The organism is Flaviflagellibacter deserti (assembly GCF_042652085.1).
Classification (GTDB): domain Bacteria; phylum Pseudomonadota; class Alphaproteobacteria; order Rhizobiales; family Methylopilaceae; genus Flaviflagellibacter; species Flaviflagellibacter deserti.
In genome coordinates, this window is sequence record NZ_JBHSJF010000006.1 from 1,533,615 (window position 1) to 1,560,054 (window position 26,440).

Here is a 26,440-nt window from a genome sequence, read left to right on the forward strand (position 1 = left end):
TCTTTAAACGGAAGCGTCCGCCGGGGCGAATCGGCGGATCAGCGCACTGACGATAGGGCTCATTCTGCTGCCGTTCGAGCCCTTGATCATCACGGCATCGCCGCCCTTCACCTCGTCGAGAACGAGCGGCTGAAGTTCGGACGACGATTCAGCCCAGCCGCCGCGGCGGGTCGCCGGCACCTGTTCGTAGAGCGCCCGCATCGCGGGACCGGCTGCGAACAGAAGATCGATACGGGCTTCGGCCAATGCAGGCGCGAGCTGGCGGTGCAGTTCGTCGGCCTGGTCGCCGAGTTCCAGCATATCGCCGAGCACCGCGATACGACGTCCGGCGGCGGGTGAAAGGCCGAGCAGGCTGATCGCGGCGCGCATCGAGGCCGGATTGGCGTTGTAGCTCTCGTCGAGGAGAACGGCGGGGCCGGTCGGCGTGACGAGTTCGTGGCGCAGACCTCGACCCGCGGACGGTTGAAACTCCATCAGCTTGGAGGCGGCCGAATGCAGATCGGCACCGGCAAGCTTCGCCGCCATCAACGCCGCGAGACTGTTCATGACGAGATGCCGGCCCGGCGCCCCGAGGCGATAGGCGATCTCCTGGCCGAGGATCGAGGCGGTGACGATCGAATGCGCCGGCAAGCTTGCGACCGTCAGGAGCCGCGCATCGGCATTCGCAGCCTGACCGAAGGTCCGCACCTCGGCCTGAACCGCCTTCGCGGCCGTGACGAGGCGGTCGGCGTAGGGATTGTCGGCGTTGATGATCGCCGCACCGCCCGGTTCGAGGCCGGAGAATATCTCCGCCTTGGCGTCGGCGATCGCCTCGATCGAGGGAAAATGCTCGACGTGGACGGGCTCGACCGTGGTGACAATCGCAATGTGCGGGCGAACCATCTTGGTCAGCGGCGTGATCTCGCCGGAATGGTTCATGCCGATTTCAAAGATGCCGTAATGCGTCGACTGAGGCATGCGGGCGAGCGTCAGCGGCACGCCCCAGTGATTGTTGAAGCTCGCGACGGAGGCATGCGTATCCGCATCGGCTGAGAGCATCAGGCGCAGCATTTCCTTGGTGCCGGTCTTGCCGACACTGCCGGTGACCGCGATCACCCATGCCTTGGACCGGTCGCGCGATGCCTTGCCCAGCGCCATCAAGCCATCGAGCACATCCGGAACGACGAGAAGCGGCGACGTCGTCCCGACTTCGTCCTGCTTGCTCTGGGCGATGACCGCGACGCCGGCGCCGTTGTCGAGCGCTGAACGGACAAAGGCATGGCCATCGTGGCGGTCGCCCTTGATGGCGAAATAGGCCTCGCCCTTGTCGATCGTCCGGCTGTCGATCGAGATGCCGGTGATGGCACGCGGCAGCTTGCCCGTGACCTGGCCGCCGAGAGCCGCGGCGAAGTCCTTTCCCGTCCACAACGCTTCACTCATGTGGCCCACCTATCGCGGCCAGGATCGCCGCGTGATCGGAGAATGGAAGCGTTCGGTCGCCTACGATCTGGCCCGTTTCATGACCCTTGCCCGCAACGAGGAGAACATCCCCTGGTTTCAACTCGGCCACGCCTGCGGCTATGGCTTGCGCGCGGTCTCCTATTTCCCGCGCGCCGGGGGCGGCAGCCAGGATCGCCGCGCGGATCACGGCCGGCTCTTCGGAACGGGGATTGTCATCGGTGACGATGGCGATATCGGCGCGTTTGATTGCCGCCTCGCCCATCAGCGGTCGCTTGCCGGGATCGCGGTCGCCGCCCGCGCCAAACACGACGATCAGGCGTCCGGTGGCATAGGGACGAAGCGCGTCGAGCGCATTGGCGAGCGCGTCGGGGGTATGAGCGTAGTCTACGACCGCGATAGCGCCATTGACCTCGGCCACCCGCTCCAGCCGCCCCGTCGCGCCTTTCAGGCTCTCGAGCGCTCCGAAGACTTTGTCCGGTCGGCCTCCCGTTGCGATGGCGAGGCCAGCGGCGACGAGCGCATTCTCCGCCTGGAAGCTGCCCGCGAGCGGCAGGCGAATACGATAGTCCTCTTCGCAATGCCGTATCGTCAGTATCTGAGCGAAGCCGTCGGGCTCGACCTTGAGGAGATGCAGATCGAGACCGTGCTCGCCTACGGTCAGCGTGCGCAGGCCGCGATCCCGCGCGGCCTTGATGAAGACCCGGGCGCCCTCGCCGTCGGCCGCGATGACCGCCGCCGCCTTCTTCGGCAGGACGCGGGTGAACAGGGTCAGCTTGGCATCGCGATAGGCCTCGAAGCTCGTGTGGTAATCGAGGTGATCGCGGGTGAGATTGGTGAAGCCGCCGGCTTTCAGATGCAGGCCGTCGAGTCGGTACTGGTCAAGGCCGTGCGAGCTCGCTTCGATCGCGAGATGATCGACCCCCTCGCCCGCCAGCCGGTCGACCAGCTTGTGCAGCACGATCGGGTCGGGCGTGGTGTGGGTCGAATATTCCTCACCTTTCGGGCTGACGAGACCGACCGTGCCGAGGCTCGCGGCCTGATGACCGAGCGCAGTCCAGATCTGGCGGACGAAGCTCGCGACCGACGTCTTTCCGTTGGTGCCGGTGACGGCGACGATGACGCCCGGCTGGCGCGGATAAAATCTTGCAGCGGCCTTTGCCAAGGCCGAACGGGCGTTAGGGACATGGACCGTGACCGCTCCTTCGACCATGTCGGGCTTGTCGGTCAGGACAGCGACCGCTCCGGCGGCAATCGCGGCCGGAGCGAAGCTAAGTCCGTCAGCTCTGACGCCCGGCAGCGCCGCGAACAGGAAACCGGGCTTCACCGCCCGGCTGTCGGCGGTGATCCCGGCGATCATCAGCGCCCTGAGATTGGGAGAAAACTCCGCATCGGGGAAAAGCTCCCCGAGCGAGACCGCCCGCGCCTCCTGTGTTTCGTTCACTGAATCGAGCCGAGCGCGGCGGCCTGTGTGGCCGGAGGCAGCATTGGCGGAATATCGAAGTCCGGCTTGACGCCGAGCAGCGGCGCGATACGGGCGACGATCCGGCCGGTCACCGGGGCCGCATTCCAGCCGGAGGTGCGGAAGCCGTGCGTTTCCTTGGTCGGTTTCGGTTCGTCGAGCATGACCAGCAAAGCGTAGCGCGGCGCGTCGGCCGGGAAAACCGCCGTGAACGCGCACATCACCTTATCGTCGGAATACCGACCGTTCACAACCTTCTCGGCCGTGCCGGTCTTGCCGCCGACGCGATAGCCGGGGATGTCGGCCTTCTTTGCCGAGCCCGCCGGAGACGTCGCGTTGAGGCGCATCAGGTAGCGCATCATATCGCTGGTTTCTGGCTTGATGACGCGCTTGGCCAAAGTCATCGCCTCTTCCTTGCTGCGCTTCAGGAAGGTCGGCGGAATGAGATAGCCGCCATTCATCAGCGCGCCGGTCGCCATCAGCGTCTGCAGCGGCGAGACCGACAGGCCGTGGCCGAACGAGATCGTGACGGTGTTCAACTCTCCCCAGTTCCTCGGGACGATCGGCATCGCGCTTTCCGGTAGTTCGGTACGCAGCCGATCCAGCTGGCCCATCTTCTTCAGGAACGCTTTGTGACCGTCGACGCCGACGGCCAGCGCAATCTTGGCCGTGCCGATATTCGACGAGTGGATGAACACTTCCGGCACCGACAGGATGCGTCGGGTCGGATGGAAGTCGTCGATCGAGAACTTGCCGTAGCGCATCGGCGCGCGGGCATCGAAGCGGTCGCTAAGCTTCACCTTGCCGGAATCGAGCGCCATCGCGAGCGTCAGCGCCTTGAAGGTCGAGCCCATCTCGAACACGCCGACGCTGACGCGGTTGATCGCTTCGGGCTTCAGGGCATCGGCCGGCTTGTTCGGGTCGAAATCGGGAAGCGAGACATAGGCGACGATCTCGCCCGTCTCGACATCCATGACGACGCCCGAGGCCGCGATCGGATCGAACTCCTTCATCGCGACTTCGAGCTCGTCACGCACCGCGTGTTGGACCATCAGGTCGAGCGCCACGTTGAGTTCAGGCGGCTGGCTGGAGCCGTCTTTCACGACGCGATTGCTCTTGTCGATATAGGCTTCGAGACCCGAAATGCCCTGGTTGTCGACATTCACGGCGCCGAGTTCGTGCGAGACGATCGGACCGTTGGGATAGACGCGGCGCTGTTCGGACAGGAAGCCGACGCCCGGAATGCCCAGGCGATGCACTTCGGCCTGCTCGCGCGGCGAGATTTCACGCTTCACCCAGACGAAGCCGAGATCGGTCGAGAACTTCTTGTGCAATTCGTCGAGGTTGAGGTCCGGCATGACCCGGCCGAGCGCTTCCGCGGCCTCGTCGGCATCGATCATCTTGCGGGGTTCGGCGAAGATCGACGAGGTCTCGATATCGGTTGCGAGCTGGCGGCCGTAGCGGTCGGCGATGACCGGACGCCGGGTCGCGAGACCGGCTTCCGCGTCGATGCGTGCCTTGGCCTGCTCGTCGGGCTTAGTGCCGAGCAGAACGAGCTTGCCGGCAATTGCGAGATAAACGGCAATAAAGCCCGCCATTGCGAGCCTCACCCTGCCGGCATTGCTCGCAGACCTCATTGCGGAACTCCGTGACGTGGCGGGGGAGACTGGCCGATGCCGAGCGAATTCATGACGCGGTCGACGCGGTCTTGGCCGCTCGGCAGAGCGAGGCCCATTGCCTCGATGGTGCGGGCGATCGGATCCTCGCCCGGCGCCTTCGGTTCGGGCAGGAGCGGCTGTTGTTCGAGACCGAGCGATTCAATCGTGGCGGCGATTGAGTCGACCCGCGCCGGCCGCAGGGGTAGCGCCGCGATCTCGATCCGCTGACGAGGATCGGCCGCCTTGAGATCGAGGTTCTTCGACGCAAGGAGCTGGATGCGATCGGGACGTACGAGATGCGCCCATTCGGCTTCGAGTACGGCGATGGCCGCTTTCTCGCGGTTGATCTGCCGTTCGAGCTTGGCGACCTCCTCGGCCTGCCAGGTCGCGCGGTACTTGATCTGATAGACGACGACCGCCGCCGCGATCAGCGCGATGACGGCGATGACGTTGAAGAAACGCGCAATCTTCACTGGCCACCCATGATCGTCGTCAGGGCCGGAAGATGCGGCACCCCATAGGCCAGGGAGTCACTCGGGCCGCGCGCCGGAGCATCCGTGCGCTCGGCGGCGCGCAGACGCGCCGAACGCGAGCGCGGATTGCGAGCGATTTCGTCGTCCCCCGGCGTCGCTGAACGAACCACGGGAATGAAGGTCGGCGCCGCGGCGAAGGTCGCGGGGGCGTGACGCGAGACGTTCGGCGTGGTGCGCGAGCGCTCGGCGAGGAAGGTCTTCACGATCCGATCTTCCAGCGAGTGGAAGCTGACGACCGCGAGGCGTCCGCCCGGCGCCAGAACCTCTTCCGCCGCGAACAGCGCGCGGAGAAGCTCGCCCAGTTCGTCGTTCACCGCGATGCGCAGCGCCTGGAAGGTGCGGGTCGCCGGATTGATCTGGTCGAACGCCCGGCCGAGGACCGTTTCGCATATTTTCGCGAGATGAAGCGTGGTTTCGATGCGCGAATTATTCCGCTCCGAAACGATCGCCTTCGCGATCGCATTGGCCCGGCGTTCCTCACCCAAGGTCCGAATAAGCGCTGCCAAGTCCTTCTCGGACAAATCGTTCACGAGATCCGCGGCGCTCGGCCCCTCGCCGCCCATGCGCATGTCGAGCGGCCCGTCGAAGCGGAACGAGAAGCCCCTGTGGGCGTCGTCGATCTGCATAGACGAAACCCCAACATCCAAAACGATGCCATCGACCCGCTCGACGCCGAGATTTGCCGTGATTTCCTTGAGATCGCCGAAGCGGCCGTTGACCAGCATCAGCCGTCCCTGCGACGCCTCGACGAGCGATGCGCCACCGGCGATTGCCTCGCGGTCGCGGTCGATGCCGACGATCCTGCAGTCGGCCATTTCGAGCAGAGCGCGCGAATAGCCGCCGGCACCGAACGTGCCGTCGATATAGAGCGCTCCATCGACCGGTGCGAGCGCATCGACCGCCTCGTCGCGAAGAACCGAGATGTGGCGGACAGGCGCTCCGCCTTCGACGTGAAGCGCCGTCATTGCGGCGTCTCCGTCGTGTTGCCGATCCGGCCCGCGCCGATGCGGCGCCGCAGATCGCGCGCCTTTGCGCGGGCGTCGTCGAGATGGGCGCGAAATGTCTCCGGCTCCCAGATCTGAAATTTGTGTCCGTGACCGACAAAGGTCACCGAATCCGTGATGCCAGCATAGGACTTCAGGCTCTCGGTGAGAACGACGCGTCCTTCCGGATCCGTTTTCAGTATTTCGCTGGTGCCGAGAAGAGAGGTCGAGATCGCGTCCCGCTCCTCCGAATACGGCGCGAAGCCCTCGAGAAGACGGTCGATTTCCTGAAGAAGCGCGTTCCCGCCCGCGTCCAGCGCCTGGGTATCCAGCGACGGAAGAACGCAGAGGCCCTCGTGTCCATCCCTCGCCAGCACGGCACGGAACGAGGCCGGGATCGAAACCCGTCCCTTGGCGTCCAGCCGGCTCGTGAAGTTGGACACAAAGCGGTCCATGGGGCCCCTCTTCCCCCGGACAAGGCTCCGCCTTCGACGCCAAACGGCCTCCCTCGGCCGCCGGGCGAAGCCTCTCGGCGAACGCTCCGCTAGGGATGATTTGGGATATCATGGGACCACATGGGCGTCAACGATATTTCGCCACAATTAACCATTCACAGCCTTGTCACTGGCCGCGAATTTCCGCGCTAAGTCGCTGTTGAATCTGGGCTGTTAAGGTTAACGGGCAGTTGCCGTGAAAAGCTCAAGGGATTCAGGTCGAACGGGCTTGTGTCACTTGACCGAATAATTGGGCCTTTGCTGCCACGGCCGGCAGGCCTACACGGAGGCACGAGCGACATCGCAAGCAGACTGCAGGAGGCGACGCAGACGCGAAGTCCGCGACGCCGCGCCAGGACGACGCCGACGATCCGGACGTCGGGACGCCCGTGGTCCAGTTTCAGGCGGAAGCTCAGGAAGAATACGAGAGCCGAGACGGCTATCAGGATGGCGCGTCCGACGAATTCTCCGAAGCATCATGTCGTTCGGACCGATCGAGTACTCAGATTCCCGGATCCGCGATGGCTCATTCGGGCCACTTCACAGAGGCCTAGGGCAGTGAACTGCGCCGAACGATCTTGAGTATCAGCAACAACACGCTTGCAGCGATCAGGGCCAGACCCAGCAGGGTCGTACCGACCGATCCGCCGTTGAAGCCGACCGCCGTAAAGGCGAGACCCGCAAAAAGCAGCAGGATCGCCAGGAGCTTTTTGAGTGCGAGAGCGCCGTATTCACCTGCTGGAGCTGCCATGACGCCTTCCTCCTGAGGGACTCTGACTTCACCCAGTGGTGTCGGCTTTAAGGTCGGGGAAGCGAGCGGCCTACCCTGAACCGGTCTCTTATTCATTGCCAATAAAAACGCCGGGAGGAGGATGACCTCTGGTTGCGTGTCGAACGGCCCAACGTAGCAGCTGGCGAGGTAACAAGCGCACCAGGCTTCGCCTTCGCCACGAGGGCTTGGCCCGATACCATGCTAAGCTCCATGCGAAGGGAGCAGTCGAGATGATCTTATCCCTGCGCGGCCTGCTCACGATAGTGGTGCTACTGGCGTGCCACGCGGACGAGGCACATTCCCAGCAACCCACTGTTGTCCTGTTCAACAACGTCAGGGTCTTCGACGGAAAGAGCCCCTCGCTGTCGGAGCCGGCCAATGTTCTCATCCGCGAAAACCTGATCGAAGAGATTTCGACGACGCCGATCACGGTCGATCGCTCCGCATCCACCCGCATCATCGACGGCGATGGGCGGACGCTGATGCCCGGTCTGATTGACGTGCATTGGCACGCAATGTTCGCGCGGCCGACACCCGCGACCATGCTTACCAGCGATGTCGGCTACACGACCCTTCTGGCAGGCGCCGAGGCCACGGCCACACTCATGCGCGGCTTCACGACGGTGCGCGACATGGGCGGTCCGTCCTTCGCGCTGAAGCGCGCCATCGACGAAGGCATCCTGCCAGGTCCGCGGATCTATCCGTCCGGGGCGATGATCACCGTCACCAGCGGTCACGGCGACTTCCGTCAACTCACGGAGCTGCCGAGGGCCATAGGCGGCGCGCCGAGCCGCATCGAACAGCTCGGCGCCAGCGCAATCGCCGACAGTCCGGACGAGGTGCGTGTTCGCGTGCGCGAGCAGCTCATGCACGGCGCTTCGCAGATCAAGCTCACGGCAGGCGGCGGCGTGGCATCGCCGTTCAGCCCGCTCGAGGTTTCCACATTCACCCAGCCCGAGCTTCAGGCTGCGGTCGAAGCCGCCGAAAACTGGGGCACCTATGTCTGTACTCACGCCTACACGGTCGTTTCGATTCAGAGGTCCATCGCAGCCGGCGTGAAATGCATCGAACATGGCCATCTGATGGACGAAGCAACGGCCAAGCTGATGGTGGAGAAGGGAATCTGGCTGAGCACGCAGCCCTTTATCGACCTTGGCGGCGCTGCCGTGCTGGCGCCGCAGCAGCAGGCGCGGATGCGGCAGGTCATTGCCGGCACCGACAAGGTCTACGCACTCGCAAAGAAGTACGGGATCAAGACGGCTTTCGGCACGGATGTCCTGTTCTCGAAGGAACTGGCGGAACGCCAGGGGCACGCGCTGGCTGATTTGACACGCTGGTATTCGCCGGCCGAAGCGCTGATCATGGCGACCTCGACAAACGGCGAACTGCTCGCCCTGTCCGGTCTTCGCAATCCTTATCCAGGCAAGCTCGGGGTCGTGGAGAAGGGGGCGCTCGCCGACCTGCTGCTGGTCGACGGCGATCCCCTGAAGGACATCGGTCTAGTGAAGGAGCCCGACAGGCGTTTCCTGGTCATCATGAAGGACGGGATGATCTACAAGGAAACTCTTCCGAACTGATCCGAACTGGATAGTCGTGACATCTCGCGACCGATTGACGAACACAAAAGAGGCCCCGCGCGGCCGTCTGGATCTGAAGTGAGCCTTCCCGGGAACCGTGGCGAGGCCTTTTGGACTGGTTACGGGTCAAGTCACACTTGCCGCCCTCCCCTCGACCATCGGCCCCAAGAATTTGCCGAACCCTACCCGCGCTGATGCGTTCTAGGAGTACTGTCGCGTCCGAGGGATGCGGCTCCAGACCCTGGAGGGACCATGATCATCTTTGCCGCCGAAGTCCCGGCGAAACGGGGCGAGAAATATTGGGCCACACGCTGCCCAAACACGGGCAAGACCCTGCTACTCGCCTCGCGCGACACCCCGCGCATGGCCTATCGTGCCTTTCCCTGCCATCACTGTCAGGAGACGCATGACGTCTCGCTGCCGATGACATACGAGACCGTGTCTGACGGTACGGAAGAGCGGCCGTAACGGCCGCTCAGGCCTTGGACGCGTCGATCAGATCGGCGAAGCGCTTGAACAAATAGTGGCTGTCCTGCGGACCGGGGCTGGCCTCGGGGTGATACTGCACCGAGAAGGCCGGCCGGTCGGTCAGGCGGATACCGCAGTTCGAGCCGTCGAACAGGGAGATGTGCGTCTCCTCGGCGTTCCCCGGCAGGGTTTCGCGGTCGACGGCGAAGCCATGGTTCATCGAGGTGATCTCGACCTTTCCGGTGGTGAAGTCCTTCACCGGATGGTTCGCACCGTGATGGCCCTGATGCATCTTCTTGGTCGTCGCGCCGATGGCGAGGCCGAGAAGCTGGTGGCCGAGGCAGATGCCGAAGGTTGGCACCTTCCTGTCGAGCACTTCGCGGATCACCGGCACGGCGTATTCGCCGGTCGCGGCCGGATCGCCCGGGCCGTTCGACAGGAACACGCCGTCCGGCTTTAGCGCCATGATCTCTTCGCTCGTCGCCGTCGCCGGCACCACGATGACATGGCAATCCTGCTCGGCCAGCATGCGCAGGATGTTGCGCTTCAGCCCGTAATCGATCGCGACGACGCGACGCTTTCCCTCGCCGATCCGGCGATAGCCGTTCTCGAAGGTCCAGCCGGCCTCGTCCCATTCGAACCTCTGGGCGGTGGTGACGCCGGGAACGAGGTCGACGCCTTCCATGCTCGGGATGCCGGCCGCCTCGCGCTTCAGCGCCTCTATGTCGAACACGCCGTCCGGATTGTGCGCGATCATCGCGTTCGGCATTCCCCGCTCGCGGATCAGCGCCGTCAGCGCCCGAGTGTCGATGCCAGTAAGGCCGACGATGTTGCGAGCTTTCAACCAGGCGTCCAGATCGCGGCTGGCGCGCCAGTTGGACGGATCTGTGATCGGAGCCGCGAGAACGGCGCCGCGGATGCCGGATGCCGAGGCCATGTTGATGGTCTCGATGTCGTCCTCGTTGGTGCCGACATTGCCGATATGCGGAAAGGTGAAGGTGATGATCTGCCCGGAATAGGACGGATCGGTCAGGATCTCCTGATAACCAGTCATCGCCGTGTTGAAGCAGACCTCGCCGCTGGCTTGGCCTATGGCGCCTATCCCCTGCCCTTCCAAAACGGTGCCGTCGGCCAGAACGAGTACGGCCGTGGGTTTGGGATCGGTCCAGGCGTCACCGCCTGCGGAGGGGTCCATATTCATAATCAATGGCCTTCTGACGCGAGGACATGTGGTTGGCTGGCAGGAGCGAGCCGGCAGCAAACCATGACGGTTTGCGACGGACCGCGACGCACCAGCCGGCCGCAGGGACCGCGCCCCTGCGGGGTGAGGCGAAAACCGCCCGGCGGCGGTGTCGGACCGCTTGTGCGATGCGACAGCATTGCCCTGCGCGATCCTCCGTGCCGGCGGACGGTTTTGGCCTCATCAGAAGGCCATTGATTATGGATATGGACCCCTAGGGCTTGTTCGGTCGTCATGGCTGCCTTAGGTGTCCGGTCGCGGCCGGCGGACTGGCCAGTAGCTAGAACTCGTATGCCCGCCGGTCAACACCACAAGCCCTTTTATTCGGAGCTATCCAGATGCGCGAGGCGATCACCGCCGCAATGAAAGACGCAATGAAGTCCGGCGACAAAGTTCGTGTCGGCGCGCTGCGTCTCATCAATGCCGCCTTCAAGGATCGCGATATCGAGGCGCGCGGCGCGGGCAAGGAAAAGGCGACGGACGACGAGCTCCTCGCTCTTCTCCAGAAGATGATCAAGCAGCGCGACGAGTCAGCGAAGATCTACGAAGCCAATGGCCGTGCAGAACTGGCAGCCCAGGAGCGCGCTGAGATCGCGGTGATCCAGAATTACCTGCCGAAGCAGATGGACGAGGCCGAGACCCGCGCCGCTATCCAGGGCGTGATCGCCGAGACTGGCGCCTCGAGTGTCAAGGACATGGGCAAGGTCATGGGCGCGCTGAAGGAGAAATATGCCGGCCAGATGGATTTCGGCCGCGCCAATGGCGTGGTGAAGGACCTTCTGAGCTGATCAGGCCCCGCTGCCCGCGATCACACCGTCCCAGCCAGCCATGATCTGACGGACGATGCGTTCCAGGTCGGCGCGTGTCGCTCCGTCGCGTGCCTGCACGGACAATCCCTGAAGAACGGTCGTCAGATAAAGCGCGACCGAATTGGTATCGGTGCCGCGAGGCAGATCTCCTTCCTCGACCGCCCGATCGAGCCTGGCCGCAAACTGCGCGATGCCCTGCTTGCGGCAATCTGCAAGGAAGTCCCTCACCTCCTCGTCCTCCGGCGTCCCGACCAAAGCCGAGAGGACGATCATGCATCCGGGCGGTAGGTCCGGATTGGTATAGGCCGCGGCATGGGTCAGCAGCATCTCTTCGACCGCCTCGCGGGCGGTCTTGCCGCCATCGAGCGCCTTCCAGGCCAGCACCCCTTCCAGTGAATTGTAGAGATTGGCCGCTTCCCGGAAGAGCTCTTCCTTGCAGCCGAACGAGGCATAGAGGCTTGGCCGGCCGATACCCATCGCTTCGGTCAGGTCGGTGAGCGAGGTCCCGGCATAGCCGCGCGTCCAGAACAGACGCATCGCTGCCTCAAGGGCCTTCTGGCGATCGAATTCCGGTGGGCGTCCGCGTGCCATTTAATTTGTACTCATCGGTATAATATTGTTGACCCGCCGCATCGGTCGGCATACCAATATATATACCGCTCGGTATATATAAAGGATTATCCCATGGCTCTCAGCACTAGAAGGGTTGCGTTCGTGACCGGCGGCAGCCGCGGCATCGGCGCCGCGATCGTCCGGGCGCTGGCGGAAGACGGATTCTCGGTGGCCTTCACCTATGTCCGCAACGAGACGGCGGCGAACGCGATCGCGGACGGCCTCAAGGCCGGGGGCCGGGACGTGGTCGCCATCCAGGCCGATAGCAGCGACACGGATTCTCTCGTGCAAGCTATTGAGAAGACCATCAAAACCTTCGGCCGGCTGGACGTGCTCGTCAACAATGCGGGCATCTTCATGACGACGCCGATCGACGAGGTGTCGGCGGCGGAGATTGACCATTCTCTGGCCGTGAATACGCGATCCGTCCTCGTCGCCTCGCAAGCCGCCGCCCGCCACATGCAGCCGGGCTCTCGCATCATCTCGATCGGATCGAACCTGGCCGAGCGCGTGCCTTTTCCCGGCCTGACCGTCTATTCGATGACGAAAGCCGCGCTGATCGGAATGACCAAAGGACTTGCCCGCGATTACGGACCGCGCGGCATCACCGTCAATCTGGTCCAGCCGGGCTCCACCGATACCGACATGAATCCGGCCGATGGCGAGCATGCATCGGCGCAGGCCGCGCTGACGGCGCTCGGTGGCTTCGGCGAGCCGCAGGACATCGCCGCGATGGTGGCGTTCCTTGCGGGCAACGGCGGGCGCCAGATCACCGGCGCGCTCCTCACGGTCGACGGCGGCACGAATGCATGACCATGCTCGCGTGGCGTCCGGCTGAGGCGCCAGCAGGTCTTCGACCGTAACCCGCCGCTAACAGTTTTCGACAATCATCCGATAGAGATGCGCTATCAGCGGGGTGATGGCGCGTGCGGGGCTCAATCGATGCGTCTTCCCAAACTGCGCCTGCGCGGCAAATCCTATCTGTTCATTGCCTGCCTGCTCGCCGTGAATACGGCGGCCATCGGCGCGATCACGCTTCACAGCCTGCGGGGGGAATTGACCAAGCAGGCCATCGCCAGCCAGCAGCAGAACATGCGCATCGCCGCCTCGGCGGTTAAGGACGCCTTTGCCGACGCGACGGTCTCGGCCACCGGCGGTGACGTCCAGTCAGTGACGATGTCTGCCGTTCCGGAATTCGCAGAACACGACCTGATCGACAAAATCAGCGGCATCACCGGCCAGACCTCGACCCTCTTCGCCTACGATCCCGGCCATGACGATTTCATCCGCAAGAGCACGAGCGTGAAGAAGCCGGACGGCTCGCGCGCCATCGGCACGCCACTCGGCAAGGGCGGCGAAGTCTGGCAGGCGATGAAAGCTGGCAAGACCTACCAGGGCGAGGCCAACATCCTCGGCAAGCCGTTCTTCACGAAATATGTGCCGATCAAATCCGCTTCCGGCGACGTGACCGGCATTCTTTATGTCGGCCTCAACAAAAGCGGCTTCGACGCCATGCTCTGGCAGACGGCGCTGACGATCTTCGGCTCGGCGGCTGTGGCCGGCCTTCTGCTGATCCTGCTCGCGAGCGTCGTGATCGGCCGCGGCCTCAAGCCCCTGGCCCATGTCACCGCGACCGTCGGCGAACTCGCCGACGGCAAGCTCGATGTCGCGATCCCCTACACCGCCAACGCCGACGAGGTGGGCGACATCGCCCGCGCACTCGAGACGTTCCAGACCAATGCGCTCCGGCAGCGCGATCTCGAAGATGCGGCGCGCGGCGACACCGACCGCCAGCGCATGCGTGGCGAGACCATGGCGCAGGCCGCTGGCCGTTTCGAACAGACCGTCGGACGCATCCTGCAGGCGGTCAGCAATGCGGCCGGACGCCTGCACTCGACCGCATCCGGCCTGACCGCCGTGTCCGACACCACGAAGACCCGCGTCGCTCATGCGATGGCGGCTTCGGACGAAGCGAGCCAGCATTCGACCGCCGTGACGAGCTCGGCCGAGGAAATGTCGGGCTCGGTCAACGAGATCAGCCGTCAGGTCAGCCAGTCCTCGGCAATCGTCTCGCGCGCCGTTTCGGAAGCGAGCCATTCGACCGAGCAGATCCAGAGCCTGTCCTCGGCAACCGAGGAAATCGGCAAGGTGTTGACCTTGATCGGCGACATCGCGGCGCAAACCAATCTTCTCGCGCTCAATGCCACGATCGAGGCCGCACGGGCCGGCGAGTCCGGCAAGGGCTTTGCCGTCGTTGCTGCCGAGGTGAAGTCGCTCGCCGACCAGACCGCCCGTGCGACGGAAGAGATCGCCCGGCAGATCGAGAATATGAACCAGGTCAGCCGTAACGCCGTCGGGGCGATCGAAAGCGTGTCGCGGACGATCGGCGAGATGGATACGATCGCATCCGCCATTGCCTCGGCAATCGAGGAGCAGAGCGCGGTGACCCGCGAAATCGCCGGAGCCATCGGCGAGGCGGCGCACCAGACCGGCAGTGCCCGTTCGAGTATGGAAACCGTGCGTGAGGCTGCCGAGGACGCGGATACGGCATCTCGCGACGTCACAACGGCCGCCGAGGAACTGACCGAGCAGGCCCGGGAGATGTCGGAGGCGGTGACGCACTTCCTCAGCGAGATGCGCGCGGCCTGACCGGCCTATCGTTGACCCGTCCTTAACAGGCAGCGTCGCATTCTCTGTATCCATGAGTTTGCGTATCGCCTCCCGAATTGCCGCCATTGCATTGGCGGGGCTCGTCGCTTCGTGTGGCGCGTTTGATTTCGAGCAGCGGGAGCCCTGGCGCGACGCGGCCGAACTGCAATGCCTGCGAGCAGGTGGTTTCACCCGCTCAGCCTCTGCGGAAATGATCGGAACGATCGACGGGCCCGGCACCTGCGGACTGGAACACCCGTTCAAGGTCTCGGCGCTCGCGGACGGATCGGTGGCGGTCGAACCGGCCGCAAGGCTCGGATGCCCGGTTGCCGCGGCCCTCAATCGCTGGATGACGGAGTCGGTCCAGCCCGCGGCCTATGCCAATTTCGGGCAGCCTATCGTCGGCATCAAGAATGCGGCCTCCTATGGCTGCCGGACGCGCAACAACAAGCGCGGCGAGAAGCTCTCCGAACATTCCTTCGGCAACGCACTCGACATCCGGGCTTTCGTCCTGGCGAACGGCCGCGAGATCAGCGTGACGCGGGGCTGGAACGGCGCGCCGGACGAGCGCGCCTTCCTCCGGCAGGTGATCGGCTCCGCCTGCGGGCCATTCCGAACCGTGCTCGGACCCGGCGTCGCCTACCACGACGACCATATTCATCTGGATCTGGCGCGCCACAACAGCCGATGGACATCATATTGCCGGCCGCGGCCGACGAACGTGCCGGCGGCGCCGCAGATGATACCGCAGCAGCCGTCCTACGACGCCTACCCGCGTGGTTATCCGCCTCAACAGCCGGCTCTCGAGCCGTATTACTCACCTGACGTGCCGATGTCCTATGCGGACCACGATCATCTGCCGACCGGCAGCGTGCCGGACGGCTTCCTTCACGATCCCATGGACGAATGATCAGGGCGTACCGCCGACGTTGATCGGGCGGCCGAGGCTCGACGACGTGCTCATGATCGACATGGTGGAAATGCTTCCGCCGGTGGTCAAACAACTGTCGATCTGGGAAGAACTGCCATTGCCGATAGTGGCATTGCGCTGACCGAGCCCATTACACGAAGTCGCCCCGGAATCCTGCGAGGCCTGGTTGATCGACTGGCTGAGGCCGGGCGTCGAGAGCTGGCTCGTATTGTAGATTGGAACCTGTTGGCCGGCAGAACTGCCGGGCAGGGATTGCGTGGTCGCGCCGCTGACATCGCTGCCATTGAACGTGGTGATGGCGTCGTTGGCCTCACCCGACGGGTCGACCGTGCCGAATTCCGGCGCCTGGGTCAGCCTGGCGGTCGCCGCCTGCTCGGATGCCAAGCCGGCGGCCGGGATGGAGGACGATATTCCCGACAGGCCGACCAGGGAGCCGCTCGGCGGCGGACTGATGACCTGGTGGCTGACCGCGGCATGGCCAGGCGCGGCGGCGAGGGAATGCACGGCCAATCCACCACCGCCGCCATGAGCAAAGGCGGCGCTGGCGCCACCGACGAAAAAGGCCGCCACAACAAGCGGCCTGAACGCAACAACTCTCATGATGCGAACCTCGGCGGTCCGTTCACATCGCGCCGGCGGGCGGCCGTCAACCTCGCCGGCATGTTACTGTTCATCAGGGACGGGACACGTCGACCGCGCCTCCGCCCGAGCCGCTGATGATCGACGGCGCTCCCAGAATTTCCTGGCTGGCGCAATCGCCGCTCTGGGTCGACGTACTGGTGCCGCCGACGGTCGTGCTCCGCTCGCCGGTGCCACCGCATGCCGTTCCACGCGAACGCGCCGAGGACTGATCGATCGAGTTCGCCAGCCCTTGGCCCGAAAGCTGGTTGGTTCCATAGACGGGAACCTGCTCGCCGATCGAACTGCCCGGCGCTGTCTGGGTGCTGACGCCTCCGGTCTGGCTTTGCGGCGACACGAGATTGTTCTGGCTGGCCATGGGATCGACGGGCGCGGTCGAAGTCGATGCCCGCCCCGAGGTCGCCGCTCGTGAGGAGGCGGCGCCTGCGCGCGGCATGGCCGCCCCGCCGCCAACCGACGAACCGCCGCCTATGGACGAACCGCCGCCGACCGAACCGCCAGCGGAGCCCCCGCCAGCGGAGCCGCCGCTAGACTGCGCGAACGCGATGGAACTTCCGGCGAGAAGCAGCGCTGCGGCAAAGGAAATTGCCTTGTTCATGGTGCGATACCTCGCGGACCAATGGACTCTGTCGACAAACGCATGGCGGGAGGCAGCGTTCCGGCGATTGCCGAAAGGATGAGGCCGTGGCAGGGCTGGGGCATGAGCTTCCAGCCCGACACCCCCCTGCCCGCCACCGTCGTCCCCTCGCCCAGCCACGATGGGCGGGCCGACGACATCGAACCTGACATGCTGCTCCTGCACTACACCGGCATGGTCTCCGCTGACGAAGCTGTCGCCCGGCTGTGCGACCCGGCGTCGAAAGTGTCTTGTCATTACCTCGTCCACGAGGACGGGCGGATCGTGCAGATGGTACCCGAGGCTCGTCGCGCCTGGCATGCCGGGTTGTCTGTCTGGGAGGACGAGCCGGACACCAATTCCCGCTCGATCGGGATCGAAATCGCCAATCCGGGCCATGAGTTCGGCTATGTCGATTTTCCCGATGCCCAGATCGATGCCGTGATCGCTCTCGGTCTCGACATCTGCGAGCGGCATGGCATCGTACGTCACCGCGTGCTCGCCCACTCCGACGTGGCGCCGCGCCGCAAGGAGGATCCCGGCGAGAAGTTTCCATGGGACCGGCTCGCCGCCGCCAAGCTCGGACATTGGCAGAAGCCCGCTCCGCTTACGACCCAAGGAGACACCTTCCTTCCCGGCGACGAAGGCGAGCCGGTCGAGGAAGTACAGTCACTCTTCGCCATCTACGGCTACGGGATCGAAATCTCCGGCCGGTTCGACGAGCAGACCAAGGCTGTAGTTACAGCTTTCCAGCGCCATTTCAGACAAGAGAAAGTCGATGGGATCATCGACCCTTCGACGATCGCGACGCTTCGAAGACTATTGAAAGCGCTTCCAAAGGTTAATTCAGATTAACAATACGCCCCAGAATGGTCACGGTCTCGCCGGCTTGGAGTCCCGACTGCTTCTAATCTGAGCCCCGATTCCACGCGAAGTCCCCCACCATTGCTAACGGAATGGGGACAGTTCCGCATGATCAATCGTCTTCTCACCGGTGCGGCACTCACTTGCTCGCTCTTCTTGGCCCACAGCGCGGCCGCGGACGACCGGTTCGATTTCATTCAGCAGCAGAGAGAAAAACTCGAGGCTTCCGCTGCGTCGAAAACGCAGGCCAAGCGATCGTTCGACGAGAACGATCGCGATGGCAAGGACAGCAGGAAGCCCGCCCGCAAACTCATCGAAGGTCGTGCATCAACCTCCACGGAACCTGCCGCGGCGCCGGGCGGACGCGGCAATCTGCACTCTCTCGTGCAGCGCTACGCCCAGGAGAACGGCGTACCCTACGACCTCGCGCATGGCGTCGTGATGGTCGAGAGCCGCTACAATGCGAAGGCGACCGGCCGTGGCGGCTATATCGGCCTGATGCAGCTCAGCTACCGCACCGCGCAGGGCATGGGCTATTCCGGCTCGCGCGCCGCGCTCTACGATCCGGAGACCAATCTTCGCTACGGCATGCGCTATCTCGGCGAGGCCTATCGCAAGGCCGGCGGGAGCATGTGCGGTGCAGTCTCGAAATATCAGGGCGGCCACGGCGTGCGTGGCGTGACGCGGGCCGGATCGGCCTATTGCGGCAAGGTGAAGAACTTCATCGCCCGCGGCGTGCCGAAGGGCGGCACCCAGGTCGCCGACGCCAGCCAGGCGAAATCCTGACGACGAGAGCCCGGACCAACGGTCCGGGCTTTTTCATTTCTGGTTGGCAAGGAAGACCCCGGCGGCAGCCAATACCATGCCACCGATCTGCAGCACATTCATCGTCTCGCCGAAGCCGATCCAGGCCATCAGCGCTGTCACTGCCGGAACGAGGTAAAGCAGCGAAGTCGTCTGCACCACTGCACCGCGCTTGATCATGACGAGCAGCATGGTGATGGCACCGATCGAGAGGCCAATGACGGCCCAGAACAGACCGGCGATAAGTTCCGGCGTCATGTCGAACCGGCCGCTCTCGGTCAGCGCCGCGACCAGCGCCGTGGGGAGCAGAGCGGCGGTGAACTGGACGACGTTGCCGGTCCGCATGTCCATCGAATTGCCGGTGCGCTTCTGCCAGATCGTACCCGCGGTAAACGCGCCCACCGCGAGCACGCCGACGATCAGCGCCTGCGCTGGGATGGCGTCGTGGCCGCCGATCTTCGGCAGCAGAACCAGTGCCGCCCCGACGAAACCGAGCCCGATACCCGCCCAACGTCGCCCACTGACCGCCTCGCCGAGGAGCGGCCCCGCGAGCGTGGCGGTCACGAGCGGCTGAAGGCCCGCGAACAGGCCCGCGAATCCGGCCGGCAGACCATGCTTCACCGCCCAGAAGATGCCGCCGAGATAAACGCCGTGCAGCAGGAAGCCGGATACGGCGTTATTGGTGAAATCCCTGCCCTTCGGCCACGGAGCACCGATCAGTAGTGCGAATGGGGCGAGTATCGCGATGACCAGCGCATAGCGAACGACAAGGAAGGTCAGTGGATCGGAATGCGGCGCGACGAGGCGCGCGACGATGAAGCCCGACGACCAAAGGACCACGAAGAGAGCTGGAGCAAGGCGGGTGAAGAGACCCGAGGATGCAGATCCGGAAGCGATATCGGCCATCGCGGCTGGCTAGACCTGCCTCCCGACGGAAACAAGTGAAACAAAGTGACGGGATCGATCAGTTTGCGTGGTCTCCTGGACCCGGCCGACCGTTCGGCAACCTTGCGCGGAGCGTCATCCACCCGTAAGTCATGCTCGCCAGCCGGCTGGACGGCCGCTCCGCGAGGAGAGGAAAGTCCGGGCTCCATGGAGGCACGGTGCCGGATAACGTCCGGCGGGGGCGACCCCAGGGAAAGTGCCACAGAAAGCAAACCGCCGCCGGTTCGCCGGAGGTAAGGGTGAAAGGGTGCGGTAAGAGCGCACCGCGCGCCTGGCAACAGGAGCGGCACGGCAAACCCCACCGGGAGCAAAACCGAATAGGAGTGGCGCGGGTCCGCCCAGGTCCCGCCTCCAGACAGCCGCTCGGGTTGGTTGCTCGAGGCGTCCGGCAACGGACGTCCCAGAGGAATGGCCGTCACGTCGCAGTGGGCAACCGCTGCGGCCCTACAGAACCCGGCTTACAGGCCGGCTGGCATCCGTTTTGAGATCACTGCGCCCGGACTTGGGCGAACGCACCGCCGTTATGGACGCCAATGCCCGGCACCTCCAGAAGCGTTGAATCGATGGCGAACCTCGTTCTCGGCAGCGCGTGCGGATATTCGGCGCGCAGCCACTCGATCATCTTCTCGCGGACGTGACAGCGCAGGTCGAAAGCATTGGGCGCGTTCTTCGCGCTCATCAGGGCGCGGACCTCGACCGTGTTCTCGCGGAGATCGGTGACCTGAAGCGCCATGGCGCGCCCGTCCCAGAGCTTGCAGCCTTTCAGGATAAGCCTGAGCTGCTCGCGCATCTCCTCGACTGGCACCGAATAGTCGACGAACAGCATCGCCGTGCCGAGTATCTGGGGGTTCTCGCGGGTCCAGTTCTGGAACGGCTTCTCCAGGAAGTAGCTGAGCGGAACGATCATCCGGCGAAGATCCCAGATGTTGACCACCACATAGGTCGCGGTGATGTCCTCGACCGTGCCCCACTCCCCTTCCAGCACGACTTGGTCGCCGATCCTGATCGGCTCGGTGAAAGCGATCTGGATGCCTGCCAGAAGACTGGAGATAGCCGGTCTCGCGGCGAGACCGATGGCGATACCTGCGACACCAGCCGAGGCGAACAGGCTGACGCCGACCGTCCGCAGAGCCGGAAGCGACATGAAGACGACGGCGACAGTGGTCAGCGCGATGCAGACAGTCGTGAGCTGGCGCAGCAGGTTGAGCCGCGTCTGGCGGCGCCTGATCTGGACGTCCTCGGAGAAGTCGAGCCCACCATGCTTGCGCGTGTAGATGTCGAAGGCGAGCTGGCTCATCCGCCACGACGCGATGCCGAGCGCCAGGGTGATGACAACGAGACAGGCACGGACGAGCCCGACCTGGACCTCGCTGGAAAAGCCCGTCGCGGGGATCATCGGCAGGAAGGACAGCGTGCCGATAATGATCGCGAGCGAGGGCCGGACGCGGCGCAGGAACAGGCGAAGCTTAGTGGTCCAGCCGAACGATGCGAGCCGATTGATGAAGAAGGCGAGGCTCGCATTCGCGATCGCCCAGACCACGGCGGAGATGCCAACAGCGGTGATGCAGAGGACCCACGGCGGCAGGTTCAACATCCAGTGGGGGAAGGCGAATCCCATGTCGGATTCTCCGTTCTGGCCAAGGTATGTGGCGGTTTCTCGCCGCTTGGTGCCAAACGGTCTCGGGCGCGATCGGTTCAACGGGCATCTCAGGATCGATCACTCGACCACACGCAAACTGTACGACACGCTCCAAGGCTTCTGTCAGATGCTCGACGTCGAGCGGCCAGGCTCCCGATGCAGAGATTTATGCCACCATCGAGGAGCGGCATGGGGCGAATTTCGCGCAGCTCTGGTGGCATGCGCGCCAGGTTCTCCATGAAGCCCTGTGGGAAGCCTGACCGGACTAGTGGTCGAGCTTGTGGAGGCGACCGGCGACCTTTCGCGGGAGGGCCCGCGGAAAAAGCCGGCCAAGTAAGATTCCGAGCGTGTTGAAGAAACCCGGAATGACGATGGCCTTGTTGGCGCGATATCCGGCGAACCCGACGCGTGCCACCCACGCGGCATTGGCCGCCCGCTTGAACAACATCGTATCCTCAAGATGCGCGACCTTCCCGAATTCAGTCGCCACCGGCCCCGGGCAGAGTGCCGAAACTGCGACGCCGTGAGGCAGCGCCTCCTCGTGCAGGGCCTCCGACAGAGACAGCACGAAGGCCTTGGTGGCGGAATAGACCGCCGTATACGGTCCGCCCTGGAACGACGCCATGGACGCAACGTTGAGGATGCCGCCCTGCCGCCTCTCGATCATGCCCGGAAGAAACAGACGCGACAGCGTGGTCACCGCCTCCACGTTCAACCGCACCATCTCGGTCAAACGGTCCGCTGGCAGAACGTCAAAGCGTCCGGCGAGGCCGAACCCCGCGTTATTGACCAGTGTATGGATTTCGATTTCCTGGCCTGTGACGAAGTCGAACAGCGCCTGCGGCGAGGATTCATCGAAAAGATCGAGATCCATGACGAGAATCGGCACCGAATGCGCGGCTTTGAGTTCAGCAGCCAGCGAATCGAGTCGGCCCCTGCGCCGCGCCACCAGAACTAGACCGTCGCCCTCCGCAGCGAAGAGTCGCGCGAGTTCCACACCTATACCCGACGAGGCGCCGGTAATGATCGTCCAGCGTCTGTCTACCATCAACTATCCCGCCCATGCCCATACGCGGGACTTTCGCAAACCGACCTCGCCGTGTAAACGACGCCTCTAGCCATTACAGACCGGAACGATTCACCGCCGCCACTCCGCGCGCGGGTATCAACCCGCGACCGACGAAAGCGCGCATCGCAGAACCATGCCCAAACGCCAAGATATCAAGTCGATCCTGATCATCGGAGCTGGCCCCATCGTCATCGGGCAGGCTTGCGAATTCGATTATTCCGGGACCCAGGCCTGCAAGGCGCTGCGCGAGGAAGGCTATCGCATCATCCTGGTCAATTCGAACCCGGCGACGATCATGACCGATCCGGAGCTGGCGGATGCGACCTATGTCGAACCGATCACGCCCGAGATCGTGGCCAAGATCATCGAAAAGGAGCGTCCCGACGCACTCCTCCCGACCATGGGCGGCCAGACCGCGCTCAACTGCGCGCTGTCGCTGCGCAAAATGGGCGTGCTTGAGAAGTTCGGCGTCGAGATGATCGGCGCGACCGCCGAGGCGATCGACAAGGCCGAGGATCGCGAGCTCTTCCGTCAGGCGATGACAAAGATCGGCCTCGACACGCCGAAATCGGCGCTCGCCACCGCGACCGACCTGAAACACGCCGACCGCGACCACCACAAGGCAGCTCTGGCCGAGATCGCCGCCCGCAACCTGCCTGCGGGCGAGGCCGCGCGCGTCACCGAGGCCTATAGCCGTCAATGGGATGGCGGCGAGAGCGAGCGCAAGAAGCGCTATGTCGAGAAGGGCCTGATCGAGGCGCTGGAAGCGCTCGACGAGATCGGCCTGCCGGCCATCATCCGCCCGAGCTTCACCATGGGCGGCACCGGCGGCGGCATCGCCTACAACAAGGCCGAATTCATCGAGATCGTCGAGCGCGGCCTCGACGCCTCGCCGACGACCGAGGTCCTCATCGAGGAAAGCGTCATCGGCTGGAAGGAGTTCGAGATGGAGGTCGTCCGCGACAAGGCGGACAACTGCATCATCGTGTGCTCGATCGAGAACATCGACCCGATGGGCATCCATACCGGCGATTCGATCACCGTCGCCCCTGCCCTGACGCTGACCGACAAGGAATATCAGCGCATGCGCGACGCCTCGCTCGCGGTCCTCCGCGAGATCGGCGTCGAGACCGGTGGTTCGAACGTGCAGTTCGCGATCGATCCGGAGACCGGCCGGATGATCGTCATCGAGATGAATCCGCGTGTCTCGCGTTCGTCCGCTCTGGCGTCGAAAGCGACCGGCTTCCCGATCGCCAAGGTCGCGGCGAAGCTCGCCGTCGGCTACACGATGGACGAGATCGAGAACGACATCACCGGCGGCGCGACGCCGGCGAGCTTCGAGCCGACCATCGACTACGTGGTCGTGAAGGCTCCGCGTTTCGCCTTCGAGAAGTTCCCGGGCGCCGAGGACAACCTGACGACCTCGATGAAGTCGGTCGGCGAAGCGATGTCGATCGGCCGCACCTTCGGCGAGGCGATGCAAAAGGCGCTCCGCTCGCTGGAAATCGGCCTGACCGGCTTCGACGAGGTCGAGATCGAGGGCATGGGCCAGGGCGACGACAAGAACGCCATCAAGGCCGCCCTTGCCGCTCCCAAGCCGAACCGCATCGTCACCTGCGCGCACGCAATGCGCCTCGGCCTTTCGGTCGAGCAGATTCACGATATCTGCAAGATCGATCCATGGTTCCTGAAGCAGGTCGAGACCATCGTCCACACCGAGGAGAAGGTCCGCCGCCTCGGCCTGCCGAAGACGGCCGGCGCGCTCCGCTCGCTGAAATCGCTCGGCTTCTCCGACGCACGCCTGGCCAAGCTCGCCGGCACGACCGAGAAGGAGGTCACGGCGCTCCGGACCTCGCTCGACGTCCACCCGGTCTATAAGCGCATCGACACCTGCGCCGCTGAGTTCGCTTCGCCGACCGCCTATATGTACTCGACCTATGCTCCGCTCTTCGCCGGCCAGGCCGCGGACGAGGCTCAGCCCTCCGACCGCAAGAAGGTCGTGATCCTCGGCGGCGGCCCGAACCGGATCGGCCAGGGCATCGAGTTCGATTATTGCTGCTGCCACGCCTGCTTCGCGCTGCGCGACGTCGGCTACGAAACCATCATGATCAATTGCAATCCGGAGACGGTGTCGACCGACTACGACACCTCGGATCGCCTCTATTTCGAGCCGCTGACGGCCGAGGACGTGCTGGAAATCCTGCGCATCGAGCAGTCGCGCGGCACTCTGCACGGCGTCATCGTCCAGTTCGGCGGCCAGACGCCGCTGAAGCTGGCGCAGGCGCTTGAGGACGCGGGCATCCCGATCCTCGGTACCTCGCCGGACGCGATCGACCTCGCCGAGGACCGCGACCGCTTCAAGCAGCTCCTCGACAAACTTCAGCTCCGCCAACCGGAAAACGGCATCGCCACCTCGACCGAGCAGGCCATCTCAATCGTCGAGCGCATCGGCTTCCCGGTCGTCATCCGTCCGTCCTACGTGCTCGGCGGACGGGGGATGGAGATCGTCCACGATCACCATCAGCTCGATCGCTATATGCGCGAGGCCGTGGTCGTCTCGGGCGATAGCCCGGTCCTGATCGACCGCTATCTCTCGAATGCGATCGAGGTCGACGTCGATTGCCTGTGCGACGGCAAACATGCCTTCGTTGCCGGCATCATGGAGCACATCGAGGAAGCGGGCGTACATTCGGGCGATTCGGCCTGCTCGCTGCCACCCTACTCGCTCAAGCCCGATGTGATCGCCGAGATCGAGAAACAGACGAAACAGCTCGCGCTGGCTCTGAATGTCGGCGGACTGATGAACGTCCAGTACGCGATCAAGGACGGTGACATCTACGTCCTCGAGGTCAATCCACGCGCCTCGCGCACGGTGCCCTTCGTCGCCAAGACGATCGGCCGGCCGATCGCCAAGATCGCCGCGCGCATCATGGCCGGCGAGGCACTCCCGAGCTTCGGGCTGACGCCGCAGAAGCTCGACCATATCGCGGTCAAGGAAGCGGTATTCCCGTTCGCCCGCTTCCCGGGCGTCGACACGATTCTCGGGCCGGAGATGCGTTCGACCGGCGAGGTCATCGGCCTCGACCGCGATTTCGGCATTGCATTCGCGAAGAGCCAGCTCGGCGGCGGCACGCGCGTGCCGAAGTCCGGCACGGTCTTCGTCTCGCTGAAGGACGACGACAAGGCTCGCATCCTGCCTGCGGTCAAGCTGCTGTCGAGCCTAGGCTTCAAGATCATCGCGACCTCGGGGACCCAGCGCTTCCTCGAAAGCGAGGGCGTCGCCGCGACCAAGATTCACAAGGTTCTCGAAGGGCGGCCACACATCGTCGACGCCATCAAGAACGGCGAGGTCCAGTTGGTGTTCAACACCACGGAAGGGGCGCAGGCGCTGCACGACAGCCGGTCGCTCCGCCGCGCGGCCCTCTTGCACAAAGTGCCCTACTACACCACCCTAGCAGGCGCGATTGCTGCGGCGCAGGGCATCCGGGCTTACCTTGACGGGGAGCTGGAGGTTCGGGCGCTGCAGTCCTATTTCGCAGGGACGGAAAATATCCCGGCCTGACCGGGGACCCATAATCTCCAGACACCAGCGACAGAGGACAGCAACCCCTGCCGCTGGGCGGATTTTGCGCGGAAGAGAAGACGACGATGGAAAAGGTTCCGATGACCGCGGGCGGCCACACTCAGCTGGAAGTGGAGCTGAAACGCCGTTCGGCCGAGGAGCGCCCGCGGATTATTGCTGCCATTGCCGAGGCCCGCAGCCACGGCGACCTCTCCGAGAACGCCGAATATCACGCGGCGAAAGAGCAGCAGAGCCTGAACGAGGGTCGGATCGCCGAGATCGAGAGCATCCTCGCGCGCGCCGAAATCATCGATCCCACCAAGCTGAAGGGTGACACGATCACCTTCGGCGCGACGGTCAAGCTCGTTGACGAGGACACAGAGGAAGAGCGCACGTATCAGATCGTCGGCGAGTTCGAGGCCGACGTGAAGCTCGGCCGCGTCTCGATCACCTCCCCGATCGCCCGCGCCCTTGTCGGCAAGAAAGTCGGCGACCAGGTCGAAGTGACCGCCCCTGGCGGCGCCAAGAGCTACGAGGTCCTCGACATCCGCTTCGCGTGAGCCGTTTAGATTCTCTCAACCTCTCCGGGCCTAGCGTTCGCGCCTTGGCCCGGTGGGGGAGCGGCTACTCCGAGACGCGGCAGTGTCTTTACAACTCTGGTTCAAGTCCAGAGCCGG

General features: G+C 64.3%; 24 protein-coding genes and 1 other RNA gene. 11 read left to right on the plus strand and 14 right to left on the minus strand.

The window, feature by feature from the left end; translation table 11 throughout:
* Window positions 1-3 precede the first annotated feature (3 nt).
* The 7 genes from ACFPFW_RS14580 to ACFPFW_RS14610 form a co-directional block, all read right to left on the minus strand.
* Window positions 4-1,419: a UDP-N-acetylmuramoylalanyl-D-glutamyl-2,6-diaminopimelate--D-alanyl-D-alanine ligase gene (locus tag ACFPFW_RS14580; RefSeq protein WP_114958219.1), complete on the minus strand. Its 1,416-nt coding sequence runs from the start codon at window positions 1,417-1,419 to the stop codon at window positions 4-6.
* Window positions 1,412-2,881, minus strand: coding sequence for a UDP-N-acetylmuramoyl-L-alanyl-D-glutamate--2,6-diaminopimelate ligase (locus tag ACFPFW_RS14585; RefSeq protein WP_379771278.1), 1,470 nt, complete (start codon window positions 2,879-2,881; stop codon window positions 1,412-1,414). The genes ACFPFW_RS14580 and ACFPFW_RS14585 overlap by 8 nt, the downstream gene beginning before the upstream one ends.
* The gene (locus ACFPFW_RS14590) at window positions 2,878-4,536 is read right to left on the minus strand and encodes a peptidoglycan D,D-transpeptidase FtsI family protein (protein WP_114958220.1); all 1,659 of its coding nucleotides are present in this window, start codon (window positions 4,534-4,536) and stop codon (window positions 2,878-2,880) included. The genes ACFPFW_RS14585 and ACFPFW_RS14590 overlap by 4 nt, the downstream gene beginning before the upstream one ends.
* Entirely contained in the window at window positions 4,533-5,030 is a 498-nt protein-coding gene (ftsL, locus tag ACFPFW_RS14595; RefSeq protein ID WP_114958221.1) for a cell division protein FtsL, read from the minus strand. The genes ACFPFW_RS14590 and ftsL overlap by 4 nt, the downstream gene beginning before the upstream one ends.
* The gene (gene rsmH, locus ACFPFW_RS14600; RefSeq protein WP_114958222.1) at window positions 5,027-6,055 is read right to left on the minus strand and encodes a 16S rRNA (cytosine(1402)-N(4))-methyltransferase RsmH; all 1,029 of its coding nucleotides are present in this window, start codon (window positions 6,053-6,055) and stop codon (window positions 5,027-5,029) included. The genes ftsL and rsmH overlap by 4 nt, the downstream gene beginning before the upstream one ends.
* Window positions 6,052-6,528, minus strand: a complete 477-nt coding sequence (locus ACFPFW_RS14605) for a division/cell wall cluster transcriptional repressor MraZ (RefSeq protein ID WP_114958223.1) — start codon at window positions 6,526-6,528, stop codon at window positions 6,052-6,054. The genes rsmH and ACFPFW_RS14605 overlap by 4 nt, the downstream gene beginning before the upstream one ends.
* A 589-nt stretch (window positions 6,529-7,117) precedes the next feature.
* Window positions 7,118-7,318 (minus strand): hypothetical protein, encoded by a 201-nt coding sequence (locus ACFPFW_RS14610; RefSeq protein WP_114958224.1) that lies wholly within the window; start codon window positions 7,316-7,318, stop codon window positions 7,118-7,120.
* A 251-nt stretch (window positions 7,319-7,569) separates the two neighbouring features.
* Between ACFPFW_RS14610 and ACFPFW_RS14615 the strand changes: the two genes are divergently transcribed.
* Window positions 7,570-8,916 carry a metal-dependent hydrolase family protein gene (locus ACFPFW_RS14615; RefSeq protein ID WP_114958225.1) on the plus strand — a complete coding sequence of 449 codons (1,347 nt, stop codon included), beginning with the start codon at window positions 7,570-7,572 and terminating at the stop codon, window positions 8,914-8,916.
* A 252-nt stretch (window positions 8,917-9,168) separates the two neighbouring features.
* Window positions 9,169-9,384: a hypothetical protein gene (locus ACFPFW_RS14620; protein ID WP_114958226.1), complete on the plus strand. Its 216-nt coding sequence runs from the start codon at window positions 9,169-9,171 to the stop codon at window positions 9,382-9,384.
* A 7-nt stretch (window positions 9,385-9,391) separates the two neighbouring features.
* Here ACFPFW_RS14620 and carA read toward each other — a convergent pair whose 3' ends face one another.
* Window positions 9,392-10,579: a glutamine-hydrolyzing carbamoyl-phosphate synthase small subunit gene (carA, locus tag ACFPFW_RS14625; RefSeq protein WP_114958227.1), complete on the minus strand. Its 1,188-nt coding sequence runs from the start codon at window positions 10,577-10,579 to the stop codon at window positions 9,392-9,394.
* Between the two features lie 383 nt (window positions 10,580-10,962).
* Here carA and ACFPFW_RS14630 point away from each other — a divergent pair, with 383 nt between their 5' ends.
* A complete protein-coding gene (locus ACFPFW_RS14630; protein WP_114958228.1) occupies window positions 10,963-11,412 on the plus strand; it encodes a GatB/YqeY domain-containing protein in 450 nt (149 codons plus the stop codon).
* On the opposite strand, the gene ACFPFW_RS14635 is transcribed toward ACFPFW_RS14630, so the two are convergent.
* Window positions 11,413-12,024, minus strand: coding sequence for a TetR/AcrR family transcriptional regulator (locus ACFPFW_RS14635; RefSeq protein ID WP_114958229.1), 612 nt, complete (start codon window positions 12,022-12,024; stop codon window positions 11,413-11,415). It abuts the gene before it with no gap.
* Window positions 12,025-12,117: 93 nt separating this feature from the next.
* On the opposite strand from ACFPFW_RS14635, the gene ACFPFW_RS14640 reads away from it, so the two are divergent.
* From ACFPFW_RS14640 to ACFPFW_RS14650, 3 genes are all read left to right on the plus strand, one after another.
* Window positions 12,118-12,858: a 3-oxoacyl-ACP reductase family protein gene (locus ACFPFW_RS14640; protein WP_114958230.1), complete on the plus strand. Its 741-nt coding sequence runs from the start codon at window positions 12,118-12,120 to the stop codon at window positions 12,856-12,858.
* A 129-nt stretch (window positions 12,859-12,987) separates the two neighbouring features.
* Window positions 12,988-14,694 (plus strand): methyl-accepting chemotaxis protein, encoded by a 1,707-nt coding sequence (locus ACFPFW_RS14645; protein WP_162799767.1) that lies wholly within the window; start codon window positions 12,988-12,990, stop codon window positions 14,692-14,694.
* Between the two features lie 52 nt (window positions 14,695-14,746).
* Window positions 14,747-15,604, plus strand: a complete 858-nt coding sequence (locus ACFPFW_RS14650; RefSeq protein WP_114958232.1) for an extensin-like domain-containing protein — start codon at window positions 14,747-14,749, stop codon at window positions 15,602-15,604.
* Here the strand turns inward: ACFPFW_RS14650 and ACFPFW_RS14655 are convergent, their stop codons facing one another.
* Both ACFPFW_RS14655 and ACFPFW_RS14660 read right to left on the minus strand, forming a co-directional pair.
* Window positions 15,605-16,225 (minus strand): hypothetical protein, encoded by a 621-nt coding sequence (locus ACFPFW_RS14655; RefSeq protein WP_162799768.1) that lies wholly within the window; start codon window positions 16,223-16,225, stop codon window positions 15,605-15,607.
* Between the two features lie 73 nt (window positions 16,226-16,298).
* The gene (locus ACFPFW_RS14660) at window positions 16,299-16,862 is read right to left on the minus strand and encodes a hypothetical protein (protein ID WP_162799769.1); all 564 of its coding nucleotides are present in this window, start codon (window positions 16,860-16,862) and stop codon (window positions 16,299-16,301) included.
* Window positions 16,863-16,964: 102 nt separating this feature from the next.
* Here ACFPFW_RS14660 and ACFPFW_RS14665 point away from each other — a divergent pair, with 102 nt between their 5' ends.
* Both ACFPFW_RS14665 and ACFPFW_RS14670 read left to right on the plus strand, forming a co-directional pair.
* Window positions 16,965-17,735 carry an N-acetylmuramoyl-L-alanine amidase gene (locus ACFPFW_RS14665; protein ID WP_114958235.1) on the plus strand — a complete coding sequence of 257 codons (771 nt, stop codon included), beginning with the start codon at window positions 16,965-16,967 and terminating at the stop codon, window positions 17,733-17,735.
* Between the two features lie 117 nt (window positions 17,736-17,852).
* Window positions 17,853-18,530 (plus strand): lytic transglycosylase domain-containing protein, encoded by a 678-nt coding sequence (locus ACFPFW_RS14670; RefSeq protein WP_114958236.1) that lies wholly within the window; start codon window positions 17,853-17,855, stop codon window positions 18,528-18,530.
* 33 nt (window positions 18,531-18,563) lie between these two features.
* Here the strand turns inward: ACFPFW_RS14670 and ACFPFW_RS14675 are convergent, their stop codons facing one another.
* The gene (locus ACFPFW_RS14675; RefSeq protein ID WP_114958237.1) at window positions 18,564-19,454 is read right to left on the minus strand and encodes a DMT family transporter; all 891 of its coding nucleotides are present in this window, start codon (window positions 19,452-19,454) and stop codon (window positions 18,564-18,566) included.
* Between the two features lie 138 nt (window positions 19,455-19,592).
* On the opposite strand from ACFPFW_RS14675, the gene rnpB reads away from it, so the two are divergent.
* Window positions 19,593-19,970, plus strand: an RNA gene (rnpB, locus tag ACFPFW_RS14680) — RNase P RNA component class A.
* Window positions 19,971-19,980: 10 nt separating this feature from the next.
* Here rnpB and ACFPFW_RS14685 read toward each other — a convergent pair.
* Window positions 19,981-21,111, minus strand: a complete 1,131-nt coding sequence (locus ACFPFW_RS14685; protein WP_379771287.1) for a mechanosensitive ion channel family protein — start codon at window positions 21,109-21,111, stop codon at window positions 19,981-19,983.
* 286 nt (window positions 21,112-21,397) lie between these two features.
* Window positions 21,398-22,180 carry an SDR family NAD(P)-dependent oxidoreductase gene (locus ACFPFW_RS14690; RefSeq protein WP_379771289.1) on the minus strand — a complete coding sequence of 261 codons (783 nt, stop codon included), beginning with the start codon at window positions 22,178-22,180 and terminating at the stop codon, window positions 21,398-21,400.
* A gap of 154 nt (window positions 22,181-22,334) precedes the next feature.
* Between ACFPFW_RS14690 and carB the strand changes: the two genes are divergently transcribed.
* Window positions 22,335-25,763 (plus strand): carbamoyl-phosphate synthase large subunit, encoded by a 3,429-nt coding sequence (gene carB / locus ACFPFW_RS14695; RefSeq protein ID WP_114958239.1) that lies wholly within the window; start codon window positions 22,335-22,337, stop codon window positions 25,761-25,763.
* Window positions 25,764-25,849: 86 nt separating this feature from the next.
* On the plus strand, window positions 25,850-26,323 hold the full coding sequence (greA, locus tag ACFPFW_RS14700; RefSeq protein ID WP_114958240.1) for a transcription elongation factor GreA: 474 nt from the start codon (window positions 25,850-25,852) through the stop codon (window positions 26,321-26,323).
* The last annotated feature ends 117 nt before the right edge of the window (window positions 26,324-26,440 follow it).